The sequence below is a fragment of the Herbiconiux sp. 320_LB genome (assembly GCF_059691755.1).
This window is the reverse complement of record NZ_JCAWAD010000001.1, coordinates 566,021-579,874: the sequence shown is the minus strand read 5'-3', so window position 1 is coordinate 579,874 and position 13,854 is coordinate 566,021. Positions and strand designations below refer to the sequence as shown.

12 protein-coding genes are annotated in these 13,854 nt (G+C 73.4%); 9 read left to right on the top strand and 3 right to left on the bottom strand.

Going from position 1 to position 13,854, the window contains the following annotated elements; genetic code table 11:
* The first annotated feature begins 3 nt into the window (after positions 1-3).
* From AC59HU_RS02670 to AC59HU_RS02655, 4 genes are read left to right on the top strand one after another with little or no spacing between them, the layout of a single operon-like run.
* Complete coding sequence (locus AC59HU_RS02670; RefSeq protein ID WP_497221781.1) at positions 4-975, top strand: AAA family ATPase; 972 nt, start codon at positions 4-6, stop codon at positions 973-975.
* Entirely contained in the window at positions 972-2,213 is a 1,242-nt protein-coding gene (locus AC59HU_RS02665; protein WP_497221780.1) for a DUF58 domain-containing protein, read from the top strand. The genes AC59HU_RS02670 and AC59HU_RS02665 overlap by 4 nt, the downstream gene beginning before the upstream one ends.
* The gene (locus AC59HU_RS02660) at positions 2,213-4,537 is read left to right on the top strand and encodes a transglutaminase family protein (RefSeq protein ID WP_497221779.1); all 2,325 of its coding nucleotides are present in this window, start codon (positions 2,213-2,215) and stop codon (positions 4,535-4,537) included. Before AC59HU_RS02665 ends, AC59HU_RS02660 begins: the two co-directional genes overlap by 1 nt.
* Positions 4,538-4,560: 23 nt before the next feature.
* The gene (locus tag AC59HU_RS02655; protein WP_497221778.1) at positions 4,561-5,217 is read left to right on the top strand and encodes an FHA domain-containing protein; all 657 of its coding nucleotides are present in this window, start codon (positions 4,561-4,563) and stop codon (positions 5,215-5,217) included.
* Positions 5,218-5,266: 49 nt separating this feature from the next.
* Here AC59HU_RS02655 and AC59HU_RS02650 read toward each other — a convergent pair whose 3' ends face one another.
* Positions 5,267-6,256: an asparaginase gene (locus AC59HU_RS02650; protein ID WP_497222070.1), complete on the bottom strand. Its 990-nt coding sequence runs from the start codon at positions 6,254-6,256 to the stop codon at positions 5,267-5,269.
* 50 nt (positions 6,257-6,306) lie between these two features.
* The gene (gene gabT / locus AC59HU_RS02645; RefSeq protein WP_497221777.1) at positions 6,307-7,680 is read right to left on the bottom strand and encodes a 4-aminobutyrate--2-oxoglutarate transaminase; all 1,374 of its coding nucleotides are present in this window, start codon (positions 7,678-7,680) and stop codon (positions 6,307-6,309) included.
* 52 nt (positions 7,681-7,732) lie between these two features.
* On the opposite strand from gabT, the gene AC59HU_RS02640 reads away from it, so the two are divergent.
* Together AC59HU_RS02640 and AC59HU_RS02635 are read left to right on the top strand one after the other, a co-directional pair.
* Positions 7,733-8,200, top strand: coding sequence for an OsmC family protein (locus AC59HU_RS02640; protein ID WP_497221776.1), 468 nt, complete (start codon positions 7,733-7,735; stop codon positions 8,198-8,200).
* Positions 8,201-8,275: 75 nt separating this feature from the next.
* Complete coding sequence (locus tag AC59HU_RS02635; RefSeq protein ID WP_497221775.1) at positions 8,276-8,734, top strand: hypothetical protein; 459 nt, start codon at positions 8,276-8,278, stop codon at positions 8,732-8,734.
* Here AC59HU_RS02635 and AC59HU_RS02630 read toward each other — a convergent pair.
* The gene (locus tag AC59HU_RS02630) at positions 8,696-9,889 is read right to left on the bottom strand and encodes a glycoside hydrolase family 76 protein (RefSeq protein WP_497221774.1); all 1,194 of its coding nucleotides are present in this window, start codon (positions 9,887-9,889) and stop codon (positions 8,696-8,698) included. The two genes, AC59HU_RS02635 and AC59HU_RS02630, sit on opposite strands and share 39 nt — an antisense overlap.
* 160 nt (positions 9,890-10,049) lie before the next feature.
* Here AC59HU_RS02630 and AC59HU_RS02625 point away from each other — a divergent pair, with 160 nt between their 5' ends.
* The 3 genes from AC59HU_RS02625 to dxr all read left to right on the top strand — a co-directional run bounded on the left by AC59HU_RS02625 (position 10,050) and on the right by dxr (position 13,778).
* On the top strand, positions 10,050-11,525 hold the full coding sequence (locus AC59HU_RS02625) for a DHA2 family efflux MFS transporter permease subunit (protein ID WP_497221773.1): 1,476 nt from the start codon (positions 10,050-10,052) through the stop codon (positions 11,523-11,525).
* A gap of 125 nt (positions 11,526-11,650) precedes the next feature.
* Positions 11,651-12,619 (top strand): FKBP-type peptidyl-prolyl cis-trans isomerase, encoded by a 969-nt coding sequence (locus tag AC59HU_RS02620; protein WP_497221772.1) that lies wholly within the window; start codon positions 11,651-11,653, stop codon positions 12,617-12,619.
* Between the two features lie 76 nt (positions 12,620-12,695).
* A complete protein-coding gene (gene dxr, locus AC59HU_RS02615; protein WP_497221771.1) occupies positions 12,696-13,778 on the top strand; it encodes a 1-deoxy-D-xylulose-5-phosphate reductoisomerase in 1,083 nt (360 codons plus the stop codon).
* Positions 13,779-13,854: the final 76 nt, after the last annotated feature.

Below are 13,854 nucleotides of genomic sequence, written 5' to 3'. Positions count from 1 at the left end.
CCGATGACAATGACGACCGATCAGGCGGCGCGATTCGCCGACGTGTTCGACCGCCTGACCGTGAACGTCGAGCGCACGCTGCACGGCAAGTCCCACGTCATCCGGCTCGCGCTCGTCGCCCTCTTCAGCGAGGGCCATCTGCTGCTGGAGGATGCGCCGGGCACCGGCAAGACCTCGCTCGCCCGCGCGATCGCGGACAGCGTGCGCGGCACGACCAGCCGCATCCAGTTCACCCCCGACCTGCTGCCGGGCGACATCACCGGCGTGAGCGTCTACGACCAGCGCGACGGGCGGTTCGAGTTCCACCGCGGACCGGTCTTCGCGAACGTCGTGCTCGCGGACGAGATCAACCGCGCCAGCCCGAAGACGCAGTCCGCGCTGCTGGAGGTGATGGAGGAGGGCCGGGTCACCGTCGACGGCGTCCCGCATCCGGTCGGCGAGCCGTTCATGGTGATCGCCACGCAGAACCCGATCGAGCAGGCCGGCACCTACCGCCTGCCCGAGGCGCAGCTGGACCGCTTCCTGATCAAGACCTCGATCGGCTACCCCGACCACGCGACGACCCTCCGCATCCTCGAGGGCGCGACCGAGCGGGCCCACGGCGAGGGGCTGCCGCCGATCATCACGGCCGAGGGCGTCACGCTCCTCGCGGCCGAGGCGCGCACGGTGCACGTCGACCCCACCGTCAACGACTACGTGTCCCGCGTGGTGCAGGCGACGCGCGACGCCGACGAGACCCGGCTGGGCGGCAGCGTGCGGGCGGCGCTCGCCCTGATCCGGGCGGCCAAGACCTACGCCGCGTCGGACGGCCGGCACTACGTCGTGCCGGACGACGTCAAGTCCCTCGCCGGACCCGTGCTGGCGCACCGGCTCGTCCTCGATCCCGAGGCGGAGTTCGACGGGGTCACCGCGCAGGGCGTGGTGTCGCAGATCCTCCTCGACGTCCCGCCTCCCGGGGACGCCACGGCCGCATGAGGCCTTCCCGCCTCCCGGTGACCGTCTCGGCGGGCGGCTGGGTCGTGCTCGTGCTCGCCGTCGTCGGCATCGCGACCGGGGTCGGTCTGGGCTGGACCGAGCTGCTCGCGGCCGGTCTCGTCGCGCTCGTCGTCGCCCTGGTGGCCGTGCTGTTCCTCCTGGGGCGGGGGAGCGGCCGGATCGCGATCGAGGTGCTCGACCGCCAGGTCGTCGCCGGTCGGTCCGCCTCGGTCGCGGTGCGCGTCACGAACGACTCCGCGGTCGCCCGACGCGCGCAGCAGGCCGAGTTCGCCGTCGGCGGCCGGATCGAGTTCATCCGCCTGCCGCCGGTCGCCGCCGGCGGCACCAGCGAGGTCGTCGTGGAGGTGCCGACCGAGCACCGGGGCGTCATCCCGCTCGGTCCGGTCACCGTCGTCCGGCGCGACCCGTTCGGGCTGGCCCGCCGCGAGTCGGTGCGGTCGGAGACCGAGGAGCTCTTCGTGCATCCGGTGACCGTGCCGCTCGCCGTGAGCACGACCGGTCTCCTGCGCGACCTCGAAGGCATCCCGACCACCGATCTGACCGACAGCGACATGTCGTTCCACGCGCTCCGCGGTTACGTACCCGGCGACGACCGGAGGCACATCCACTGGCGGAGCACCGCCAAGACCGGCACCTTCCTGGTGCGGCAGTTCGAGCAGACCCGGCGGAGCCACCTGATCGTGCTGCAGTCGCTCAGCCAGGCCGACCACGCGACGCCCGAAGAGTTCGAGCTCGTCGTCAGCGTCGTCGCCTCCCTGGGCGCCCGGGCCGTGCTCGACGGCACGACGGTCTCGGTGTTCGCCGGGGCGCCGGCGGCCTCGCGGGTGCAGGGGCGCACGGGCGCGCTGCCGCGGCGCCGGCGGGCTAGCGGCGCGGCGGCCGGGGGTCGGCTCCGCACGCGCACCCCGCGCCAGCTGCTCGACGACCTGAGCGCGATCCAGGAGTCGGCCACCGCCGCCCGGCTCCCCGCGGTGGCCCGGGCGGCCGGCGAGGCGGCGACGGATGCGTCGGTCGTCTTCCTCGCCTGCGGCTCGACCGTGACGGCTCGCGACCTGCGCGCCGCGGCCTCGCACTTCGCCACCGGGGTCGAGGTGATCGCGGTGGTCGCCGACCCGGAGGCGGCCTCCTCGCTGGTGCGCATCGACGCCCTCCGGATCACGCGGATCGGGTACCTCGACGACCTCGTCCGCGTGCTGACCCGGGCGGTGGGGGTCTGATGGCCGGCCTGGTGCGCGCCGGGCTGATGTCGGCGGTGCTCGTGCTGACGGCCGCGGCCGCCTGGTGGCCGGTCTACCAGGCCGCACCCTTCGTCGTGCTCGCCGTCGTCACGGTGCTCTGCGGGGTGGGGTTCGCCGTGCTGGCGGCGGCGCGTGGCTGGTCGGCCCCGATCGTGCTGCTCGGCACGGTGCTGCTCTGGCTCGTGCTCGGGGTGCCGCTGGCCGTCCCCGGCAAGGCCTTGGGCGGAGTGCTGCCGACCCCCGACGGCCTGCTCGACCTGATCGTGACGACGGCGTCGGGATGGCGTCAGCTGCTCACGATCGAGCTCCCGGTCGGCGACTACCAGGCGCTGCTCGTGCCGGTGTTCGTGCTGCTCCTGGTCTCGTCCGTGCTCGCGGGCTCGGTGGCGGCCCGCGGAGGACGCTGGGCGCCGCTGATGGTCGTCCTCCCGACCGTGGTGCTCGTGAGCGGGATCGTGTTCGGCGGGGCGGTCGCGTTCCTCCCGGTCATCGTGGGGGCCGCGTTCGCCGTCGAGCTCGTCCTGTGGCTCGCCCTGACCGCGCCGCTGCCGCCCTCGGCCCGCGCAGCCGGACCGGCCCGCGCCGGGCGGTCCGCCGGCCGCGGCCGGTCCTGGGCGGCGATGGCGGCCGTCGTGCTCGTCGCTGTCGCGGTGGCGGCCGGCGTGACGCTCGTCGCGCCCCCGGGCGACCGCGTCGTCGCGCGGGACGCGGTCGACCAGCCCTTCGACCCGAGCGATCAGCCGAGCCCGCTCTCGGCATTCCGCGGCGATCTCAAGCCGCCGGCCGACCAGACGGTGATGCTCACCGTCTCGGGCACCCGGCCGGGCGATCGCATCGTGACCGCCCGGATGGACCGCTACGACGGCGTCGTCTTCGACGTGGGCGACGCGGCGGACGCCGCGGGATCGGGCGGGGCTCTGTTCACGCGCGTGCCCGAGCGCCTCGACGGCGGAGACCCCGTGCCGGGCGCCGAGATCCCGGCGGGGCCGGGCCGCACCGTCGAGATCGAGGTCGGCGGCTACCGGGGCGTCTGGGTGCCCACGGTCGGGGTGCCGACGGCCGTGACCTTCGAGGGTCCCGAGGCCTCCGCCCTGCAGGGGGCGCTGTACGTCGGTCGCTCCGTGGCGACGGTGGCCGATCCGGTCGGCCTGGCCGCCGGAGACCGCTACCGGCTCGAGCTGCGCGATCCCGTTGCCGCCCCGGCCGGCGGTGCCGAGGCCCTCACCCCGGGCTCGCTCCCGGTCACCCCCGGCACCGGCGTGCCGGATGCGGTGGCCCTCCGCGCCGCCGAATGGGCCCCCGCCTCGGGAACGCCCGGTCAGCGACTGGCCGGCATCCTCACCGGACTGCGGCAGGGGTATGTCTCCAGCGGGCTGGCCGGTGAGGTGTTCAGCCGTTCCGGGCACGGTGCCGACCGCCTTCAGGAGTTCCTGACCAGCACCCCCATGGTCGGCGACGCCGAGCAGTACGCCGCCTCGGCCGCCCTGCTGGCCGAGACCGTGGGCTTCCCCGCCCGGGTCGCGACGGGCTTCGACATCCCGACCACGACCGTGGCCGACGGGTCGGCCGGAGCGCCCGACTCCGTCCCGGTCACCGGCTCCGACGCGACGGCCTGGATCGAGGTGTACACGGCCGAGGCCGGCTGGGTCGCCCTCGACCCGAATCCCGAACCCCGGCCCATCCCGGACAGCGCCACCGACGACAGCACCACGGCGGTGCAGCCGCCCGAGGTGGTGCCGCCGGCCTCCGACCAGCTCGAGGGGCCCGCCGATTCGGCCCCCGCCCAGCAGAACGACGACCAACCCGCCGCCCCGGATGCGGTGCTCGCGCTCGTCGTGCGCATCCTCACCATCGCGGGCATCACCCTAGCCGTGCTGGCCCTGCTGGCCGCCCCGTTCCTCGCCGTGATCGGCGTGAAGCTCCGGCGGCGGGCGCGGCGGCGGACACGGGGATCGGCCCGCAGCCGCGCGGCCGGCGGGTGGGCCGAGGTCGTCGACTCCGCGCGGGACGGTGCGCTGCCGGCCCCGCCCCACGCGACCCGTCGCGAGGCGGCACGGATGCTCGGGGCCGGGGAGACGCTGGCCCTCGCCGAGCGGGTCGACAGCGCGCTGTACTCGCCCGAGCCGCCCAGCGAGGCCGAACTGGCGGCGATCTGGGCCGCGTCCGACCGCGAACGCCGACGCCTGCTCGAGGGCCGGGGCGTCTTCGCGCGGCTGCGGGCCCGGGTGTCGACCAGGTCGTTGCGCACGTATCATGGCACGGACAGGACGAGCGCAGTCCGGAAGAGGCGGAAGATCCAGTGAAGTGCAGAACCTGCGGCACGACCTTGAGCGCAGGGGCCCTGCTCTGCGGCGAGTGCGGCACCTCGGCGATCGCGCCGGCGCCCACCCTCGGCGACACGGCGCGCTACGACCGGCAGGCCCTGATCGACGCGATCGCCGACGAGGGGCGCGCCCGGGCGGCCCGCGCGGCGGGGGCGAACGCGCCGGCTCCCGCTGCCGCAGCACCTCGCGCACCTGAACCCCAGCTCGCGCCTCAGCCCGAGCAGACCGAGCCCCAGCGCGCACCTCAGCCCGAACCCCAGCTCGCGCCCCACCCCGAGTCTCAGGCCGAGCCGCAGTCGCAGCCCCAGCCCCGGCCCCAGACCGCCCGCGAGCAGGCGCTGTTCCACCTTGTCTTCAGCACGGGCGAGAGCGTCCGCGTCTCCGGCAGCGGCCTCATCGGCCGCAACCCCACCCCCGACTCCGGCGAGCGGGTCGACTACCTGGTGCAGATCGTCGATCCGCAGCGCAGCGTCTCGAAGACCCACCTGCGCTTCGGCGTCGACGAGGGAGAGCTCTGGGTCGCCGACCGCGGCTCGTCGAACGGCACGCGGGTCGGCCTCGACCTCCTCGAACCGATCGAGCTGGTGCCGGGTCGCGCGCAGCGGGTCTTCCGCGGCACCCGCGTCGGCATCGGCGACCAGTACTTCGACGTGCGCTGAGGCCCGGCCGAGGCCCCGGCCCGGACCCGACCTCGGCTAGAGGCTTTGCCTAGAGGCTCGGCGACACCCGGATGGTCCCGACCGCGGCCGACCCGCCGTAGACGGTGAGCTCGAGCTCGGCGGTCATGCCCTCGACCTGCTCGGCCGTGAGCGAGCCGTGGCGAGCGAGCAGCGTGAGCGCCACCAGCGACGCCGCCCGCAGGCTGCCGTCGAGCATCTTCACCGCGACCGACGCGCCGTCCGGCGTCGCCATGACCATGACGCCCTCGGCGCCCAGCTTCGCGACCACGCCCAGGCGCTCGATCACCACGGTGTTCGCCCGGCCCGGTCCGTCGATCGCCCAGCCGTTGGCGAGGATGCTGTCGGTCAGCTGCTTCGCCGCCCCGGACTCCGCGCGGCGGAGCCGGCCGATCCCGCGGGCGAGTCCGACGAGCGACATCGCGTGCACCGGGGCGCCGCAGCCGTCGACCCCCGAGTGCGCGACCGGTTCCCCGATCTCACGCTCGACCGTTGCGAGGATGCGCTGCTGCAGCGGGTGGCCCGGCTCCAGGTAGCCCTCGGTCTCCCAGCCGTTCTCGACGCAGGCGAGCAGCATGGCCGCGTGCTTGCCCGAGCAATTCATGAACAGGCGCGACGGACGCCCGGGGTCGGTGCGCGCGGCGTCGCGGGCCGCCGAGTCACCCGGCCAGTCGGGCGGGCAGCCGAGGGCGTCCTCGTCGAGGCCCGCGCGGGCGAGGATCGACCGCACCACCGCGACGTGCTCGGCGGTGGCGGCGTGGCTCGCGGTGGCCAGCACCGTCTGCACGGGGTCGAGCTCGACGCCCGCCTCGAGCACGGTCAAGGCCTGGAACGGCTTCATGCACGACCGCGGGTACACCGGGAGCTCGGGGGAGCCGTACGACAGCGCGACCCGGCCCTCCCGGTCGACCACCACGGCCGAGCCGATGTGGCGCGACTCGACGAAGCCGCTGCGGTCGAGCACGGCGAGCTCGACCGACTGCTCGAGAGCGGCCGTTCCCGGCTCGCCGGCCCCGTTCATCCGCTGCCCGTCGGCCGCATCGCGACCGGGCCCCGACCCGTGCCCGCCGCTCACGCGGTGAACCGGGCGAGGGCCTCGTCGATCACCGACAGTGCGTCTTCGAGCAGGGCGTCGCTCGTGGCGAGGCTCGGCAGGAAGCGCAGCACGTTGCCGTAGGTGCCCGCGGTGAGCACGAGCACGCCCTGCTGGGCGGCGTAGGCGACGATGCTGTTGACGGCGGCCGCGTTGGGCGCCTTCGTGGTCTCGCCGGTGCCGGGCTCGACGAGCTCGATCGCGATCATGGCGCCGATGCCGCGCACCTCGCCGATCACGTCGTACTTCTCCTGCAGCGCGCGGAGCCCCGTGGTCAGGGTGCGCTCGATGCGCTTGGCCTCCTCGAGCAGCGAGCCCTTGTCGATCTGCTCGAACACGGCGACGGCGGCCGCCGCGGCGACCGGGTTGCCGCCGAAGGTGCCGCCGAGGCCGCCGGGCTGCGCGGAGTCCATGATCTCGGCGCGGCCGGTGACGCCCGCGAGCGGGAGGCCGCCGGCGATGCCCTTGGCGCTCAGCACGAGGTCGGGCACGAGGCCGAAGTGCTCGCTGGCGAACATGGCGCCGGTGCGGGCCATGCCGCTCTGGATCTCGTCGGCGATGAAGACGATGCCCTTCTCGGTGCACCACTCCTGCAGCGCCGGGAGGTAGCCCTCGGCCGGCACGACGAAGCCGCCCTCGCCCTGGATCGGCTCGACGACGAGGCAGGCGAGGTCTTCGGCGCCGACCGTCTTCTCGAGGTAGGCGATCGTGCGTGCCGCGGCCTCGGGGCCGGTGAGACCGTCGTGGTACGGGTACGAGTTCGGGGCGCGGTAGACGTCGCCGGCGAAGGGACCGAAGCCGGTCGAGTACGGAGCAGCCTTGAAGTTCATGGCCATCGTGAGGTTCGTGCGGCCGTGGTAGGCGTGCTCGAGCACCGCGACGCCGACCCGGTGGGTGTGCTTCCGGGCGATCTTGACCGCGTTCTCGACCGCCTCGGCGCCGGAGTTCACCAGCACCGTGCGCTTGACGAAGTCGCCGGGCGTGTTCTCGGCGAGCAGCTCGGCGACCCGCACGTACTCCTCGTAGGGCGTGATCGTGAACAGCGTGTGCGTCACATCCTGCAGCTGCGCGGCGGCGGCGGCGACCACGGCGGCCTCGGTGTGCCCGATCGTGGTGACACCGATGCCCGCGCCCAGGTCGATGAACTGGTTGCCGTCGACGTCGACGAGGATGGCGCCGTTGGCCTTCGCGATGTAGACGGGAAGCGCGCTCGAGACCCCGGGCGGCACAACGGCGAGGCGTCGACGGTGCAGCTCCTCCGACTTGGGACCGGGGATCGCCGTGACGATCCTCCGCTCCTGCGGAACCGAGTAGACGGGGGCGGCGACCGGGGTGTCGATGGTGTCAGTCATAGTGCCTCGAGTTTAGGCCAGCGCCCCTGGGAGCCGGGGTTAGCATGGCGGGGTGAATCGTGAGCATCACTACAGCGTGGATGTCGCCTGGCTTGGCAGTCGCGGCACCGGCACGAGCGGCTACCGCGAGTACGGCCGCCAGGGCACGATCGAGGCCGCGGGCAAGCCCGCGATCGAGGCCTCGGCCGATCGCACCTTCCACGGCGACGCCGACCGCTGGAACCCCGAGGAGCTGCTGCTCGCCGCCCTCGCCGAGTGCCACATGCTCTCCTTCCTGCACGTCGCCGTGAAGCATGGGGTCGTCGTGACGGCGTACACGGATGCCGCGACCGGCACGATGGAGCAGGAGGGCGACGGCGGCCGGTTCACCTCGGTCACCCTGCACCCCCGCGTGACCGTCTCGGCGCCGGTCGACCCCGACGAGTTCGAGCGGATGCACGCGGAGGCCAATGCCGTCTGCTTCATCGCGAACTCGGTCGCCTTTCCGGTGCACCACGACGCGGTCGCGATCCTCGGCTAGGTCGTCGTGACCGAAACGCGTGCGGGCGACGCGGCCGTGCCGGGGCAGCCTGTGCCGGTGCCCGTGCGTGTGCCCGTGCTTGAGCCCGTTCCGGTCGAGCTCTTCCTGATCGGCCGCACGTTGCGCGGCACGCTCGGCGAGGCCTTCCGCGCCGAGGCGGTCGCGCTCTTCGAGGCCGCGCATCCCGGTGACACCGCCGTTCACACGGCCCTCTCGCGCACGGTCGAGCTCACCGCCGTCGTCGTCACCCGTGCCGGAGCCGTGTCGGTCGACGCCGTCATCGCCGACCCGGCGTTCGGCCAGCGGATGCCGGCGGCCGAGCCCGCGGCCGGTCCCGCGGCCGGTCCCGCAGCCGGTCGCCAGGTCTACGAGGTGGTCGCCGAGACGGTGCCGGGCATGCGCCCGGTCGGTGGCCCACCGTCCGGGCGACCCGGCGCGGGTGACGCGGGGGTCGATCGCAGCCGCCGCATCCTCGTCACCGTCGCGTCGGGGGAGTCACTCGCCTTCGCGGTGCGGCTCGTCTCCCGGGACTGAACCCGCCTCGAGCCGCGCCCGGGTCTCGAGCGCCATCACCGCTGAGACCTGCGTCGACAGGAAGGTCACCGGCGGGGCGGGCCGCGACCAGTCGTCGCCGGCGCGGAGCCCCGGTGTCCGGTGCATGCCCACCCAGAGCGCATCGGTCGAGCGCCGGAGGAAAGCGGACACCTCGGTGCGCTCGGGCCCGTCGGGGAGCCGAGCGGCGAGCAGTCCCAGGTAGCGCACCAGGATGCCCTTGAACAGTCCGAGATCGCCGCCGCCCCGCGAGGTGAGGTCGGCGTTCTCGCCCGTCACGACCGAGGCGGGAGGGGGCGCGAAGCGGGCGATCGCGGCCAGGGCGGTGCGAGCGGCCTCGGCCAGGAGGTCTGCCCCGGTCCCGTGCTCGGCGGAGCCGTTCCCCGCGCGGGAGCCGCTCGCCTGCTCCACCAGGGCTCCGACGTAGAGGCCCTGGTTGTAGGTGAACAGCCAGTCGGTGTCGGTGCGGCCGTCGCCCAGCCGGTTCACGCCGTCGGCGACCAGGTGGTCGGGTCGGAGCAGGTGCTCGCGCAGCCAGTCCGTCGTCGCCTCGGCCTGACGGAGGTAGGCCGCGTCGCCCGTGCGCTCGGCGAGCCGGGCCGACACGATCGCGAAGGCGCCGTTGCTCGGGGCGTTCTTGTAGGCGGGCTGCTGCACGCGCCAGCTGACGCTCGGGCCCTGGAGGTCGTTCCAGCCCCGGGCCGCGATGTAACGCTGAAGCTGCACGGCATCGTCGAGGTAGCGGCTCCCGGCGCCGCCGGACTGACGACTGCCGGACCGTCGACCGTCGGCGGTGACCGCGTCGTGCAGCCGGAGCGCCGCGATCGCGAGCCAGCCCATGTCGTCGAAGTAGTCGTTCTCGAGCCGGCCGTGGTTGCGCCGGACGAGCCAGGCGTAGGCCTCGCGGGCCTGGTCGAGCAGCCGGTCGTCGCCCGAGCGCTCGAAGCCGTCGATGCGCACCTCGATGACGTGCGCGATCCACCAGTAGTTGAGCGCGAAGGCCTGCCGGAGCCGCGGCCGCGAGGTGTTGCGGTACGCACCCCGGAGGAACCGGCGGCCGAACCCGGCCGAGCCGGCCGACCCGAGCGCCTGCTGGGCGGCGTCGGCGCGCTCGGCCCAGCCCCGTGCATCCGTCACGGCGGCCACCCTACGCCGGACGGATCTCAGCGGCAGCGGTGGCGGCGGTGCCCGCGGCGGCACCGGGGGCGCGGTGTCAGCCCCGGTCGCTCGCGAGGCCGACCCCCACGGGGCCACCCTCGGGGTCGCGGCCGAGGCGGCGATGCACTTGACTGTCCCCATGGCCGAGAAGATGTCGTCGCAGCAGCGATTCGTGCTGGCCGTGGCGGTTCTCGCCTCGTTCATCTCGTTCCTCGACGCGACCGTGATCAATGTGGCACTGCCCGCGATCAGCCGCGAGCTCGGGGGAGAGCTGACCTCGCAGCAGTGGGTGGTCGACGCCTACCTGATCACGCTGGGCGCGGTCATCCTGCTCGCCGGGTCGCTGTCGGACGTGTTCGGGCGCAAGAAGGTGCTGCTCGCCGGACTGATCGGGTTCGGGGTGACGTCGCTGCTCTGCGCCTTCGCGCCGACGATCGAATTCCTGATCGTCTCGCGCGGACTGCAGGGCATCGCGGGTGCTCTGCTCGTGCCCTCGTCGCTCGCCCTGATCCTCGCCGGCTTCAGCGGCCCGATGCAGGGCCGGGCGATCGGAACCTGGACGGCCTTCACGAGCGTCGCCAACATCGCCGGGCCCATCCTCGGCGGCGTGCTCGTCGACCAGGCCTCGTGGCGGCTGGTCTTCGGCATCAACGTGCTGCCGATCGTGGTGACCCTGTTCCTGCTGACCAAGCTCGACCATGACCACGCCAGGATCCCGGGGGCCCGGATCGACGTCGTCGGCGCCGTGCTCGGCATCGTCGGGCTGGGGCTGCCCGTCTTCGCGCTGATCGAGCAGTCGAACTTCGGCTGGGGATCGCCGGTCGTGCTGGTGCCGCTGATCGTGGGCGTCGTCGCGTTCGTCGCCTTCCTGCTGCACGAGCGCCGGGCCAAGCAGCCGATGCTGCCGCTGGAGCTGTTCCGGGTGCGCAACTTCTCGGTCGGCAACGTCGCGACCTTCCTGATCTACGGCGCGCTGTCGCTCGGCTTCTTCTGTATCGCGGTGTTCCTGCAGCAGGTCGCGGGGTACAGCGCGACCGAGGCCGGCTTCGCCATGATCCCGACGAGCCTGCTGCTGATCGGCCTGTCCAGCCTGTTCGGCCGGCTGAGCGGCCGGATCGGACCGCGGCTGTTCATGACGATCGGCCCGTTCCTCGCCGGCGCCGGCTTCCTGCTGATGTTGCGGATCGACCAGAGCGCCGACTACCTCACCCAGGTGCTGCCCGCCGTGATCGTGTTCGGGCTCGGCATGGCGATCACCGTGGCTCCGCTGACGGCCGCGATCCTCGGGGCGATCGACCCCTCGCGCTCGGGCATCGCCTCGGCGGTCAACAACGCCGTGTCCCGGGTGGCCGGGCTGATCGCGGTGGCGCTGGCGAGCCTGATCGCCGGGACGGCCGTGCTCGACCTCGACGGGTTCCACCGGGTCGTGCTGGTCTCGGCGCTGTTCTTCGTCGCGGGGGGAGTGGTGTCGTTCCTCGGCATCCGCAACCCGGCGAAGGCGGGTGCCCCGGCTGCGGCTGGCGCGCGCACTGCTGGGCCTGCCGCGGGGCAGGCTGCCGAGCCTGCCGCCGGCCCCGCCGCTGGCCCCGATGCCGGGGACGCAACGAGCCGGTAGGCTCGTCCCCGCGTGCACGTCGTGCGGGCTCCCAGGCCCTCACCAGCTTGGCCCAAGGCCGCTGAGCAAGACTGTGCAGCGTTCCCCCCATCTCTCGAAGAGGACTCATGCGCTCAATTCCGGCAGTGGCTGCGGCCGCGCTCGCCGCCACCCTCCTTCTCGCCGGTTGCTCGTCGTCCGACCCGGCTCCGGCGTCGACCGACTCGGCCGATCAGTCCTCGGGCGAGTGCAACTCGGCATCGGCCGGCACCGAGTCGAACAGCGTGACCGTGACCGGTGACGTCGGCTCCGCCCCGACCACGGCCTTCACCGGGCCGCTGACGGTCGACACGACCCAGCGCACCGTCGTGACCGAGGGCACCGGCGACACCGTCAAGACCGGCGACGTCGCGACCATCGACTTCACGATCTACAACGCCACCAGCGGCACCCAGGTCTTCTCGACGCTCGACGAGGGCGGCACGCAGCTGCAGCTCACCGTCGACGCGACCCAGTACATCCCCGGCATCGTCAACGCCGTCAACTGCGTGCCCGTCGGCTCGCGCGTCGTCGCGGTCATCCCGCCGGCCGACGCCTTCGGCGACACCGGCAACACCTCGCTCGGCATCTCCGCGACCGACTCGATGGTCATGGTCGCCGACGTCGAGGGCATCATCCCGACCCGCGCCCTCGGCGAGGACCAGCCGGCGCAGGACGGCTTCCCCACCGTCACGCTCGGCGACGACGGCGCCCCGACCGTCACGATCCCGTCGGGCGACGCTCCCACCGAGCTCAAGACCGAGGTGCTGAAGAAGGGCGATGGCGCGACCGTCGGCGACGGCGACAACGTCACCGTGCAGTACCAGGGCCTGATCTGGGGCACCGGCAAGGTCTTCGACCAGAGCTGGGGCCAGGGCGGCCCCCGCACCTTCCCGACCACCGGTGTCGTCAAGGGCTTCTCGGCCGCGCTCGTCGGCCAGACCGTCGGCTCGCAGATCGTCGTGGTCATCCCGCCGGACCAGGGGTACGGCAGCGGCGGCAACAGCTCCGCCGGCATCTCGGGCACGGACACGATCGTCTTCGTGATCGACATCCTCGCCACGGCCTCGGCGTAGGCGACCCGATTCCCTGAAGGGCCCGGGAGGCACGGAACAGTCCGTGCCTCCCGGGCCCTTCTGGGATGATGGCACGGTGAGACGTGTCATCATCCTCGGTTCCACCGGCTCGATCGGCGTTCAGGCGCTCGACGTGATCCGGGCCAATCCCGAGCTGTTCGAGGTGGTCGGTCTCGTCGCCGGCTCGAACCGCGAGGCTATGGCCGCCCAGGCCGCCGAGTTCGGCGTCGCCGACACGGGCCTCGGCGCCCGCGAGGCCGAGCAGCTGATCCGCGACGTCGACGCTGACGTCGTGCTGAACGGCATCACCGGTTCGGTCGGGCTCGGCCCCACGCTCGCGGCCCTCGAGGCGGGGCGCACGCTGGCGCTGGCCAACAAGGAGAGCCTGATCGTCGGCGGCGACCTGGTGAAGCGCGCCGCGGCCCCCGGCCAGATCGTGCCGGTCGACTCCGAGCACTCCGCGATCGCCCAGGCGCTGCGCTCCGGCACCGCCGCGGAGGTCTCCCGCCTCGTGCTCACCGCCTCGGGCGGACCCTTCCGCGGGCGCAGCCGTGCCGAGATGGCCGCCGTCACCCCGCGCGAGGCGCTCGCGCATCCCACCTGGGACATGGGGCTCGTCGTCACCACCAACTCGGCGACGCTGATCAACAAGGGCCTCGAGGTGATCGAGGCGCACCTGCTCTTCGACGTGCCCTATTCCGACATCGCCGTCACCGTGCATCCGCAGTCGATCGTGCACTCGATGGTCGAGTTCGTCGACGGGTCGACCATCGCCCAGGCCTCCCCGCCCGACATGCGGCTCCCGATCGCCCTCGGGTTGAACTGGCCGGCGCGCGTGCCCGGGGTGGGCGTGCCGCTGGACTGGACGACCGCGCAGTCGTGGACCTTCGCGCCCCTCGACGAGGAGGCCTTCCCGGCGGTCGCCCTCGCGAAGCGGGTCGGCCGCGCCGGGGGCAGCTACCCGGCCGTCTTCAACGCGGCGAACGAGCAGGCGGTCGCGGCGTTCCACGCCGGGCGGATCGGGTTCCTCGACATCGTCGACACCGTGGCCCGGGTGGTCGACCTGCACGAGATGCCCTCGGAGGAGGTCACGGTCGAGTCGCTGGCCGAAGCGGAGGGGTGGGCGCGCGCGACGGCGGACGAGCTCATCGCGGGCTGAATTCGCAGCTTCGGCGCAGCCCGCGGCGGCGCTTGGCGCATCCACATCCCGCCCCCACCCCGCACTCAGCCCCTGA

Excerpts from the sequence above, each read along its gene's own strand:
- AC59HU_RS02670 (WP_497221781.1), top strand. The coding sequence starts at position 4 with ATGACAATGACGACCGATCAGGCGGCGCGATTCGCCGACGTGTTCGAC.
- gabT (WP_497221777.1), bottom strand. The coding sequence starts at position 7,680 with ATGACTGACACCATCGACACCCCGGTCGCCGCCCCCGTCTACTCGGTT.
- AC59HU_RS02625 (WP_497221773.1), top strand. The coding sequence starts at position 10,050 with ATGGCCGAGAAGATGTCGTCGCAGCAGCGATTCGTGCTGGCCGTGGCG.
- AC59HU_RS02665 (WP_497221780.1), top strand. The coding sequence starts at position 972 with ATGAGGCCTTCCCGCCTCCCGGTGACCGTCTCGGCGGGCGGCTGGGTC.
- AC59HU_RS02660 (WP_497221779.1), top strand. The coding sequence starts at position 2,213 with ATGGCCGGCCTGGTGCGCGCCGGGCTGATGTCGGCGGTGCTCGTGCTG.
- AC59HU_RS02650 (WP_497222070.1), bottom strand. The coding sequence starts at position 6,256 with ATGAACGGGGCCGGCGAGCCGGGAACGGCCGCTCTCGAGCAGTCGGTC.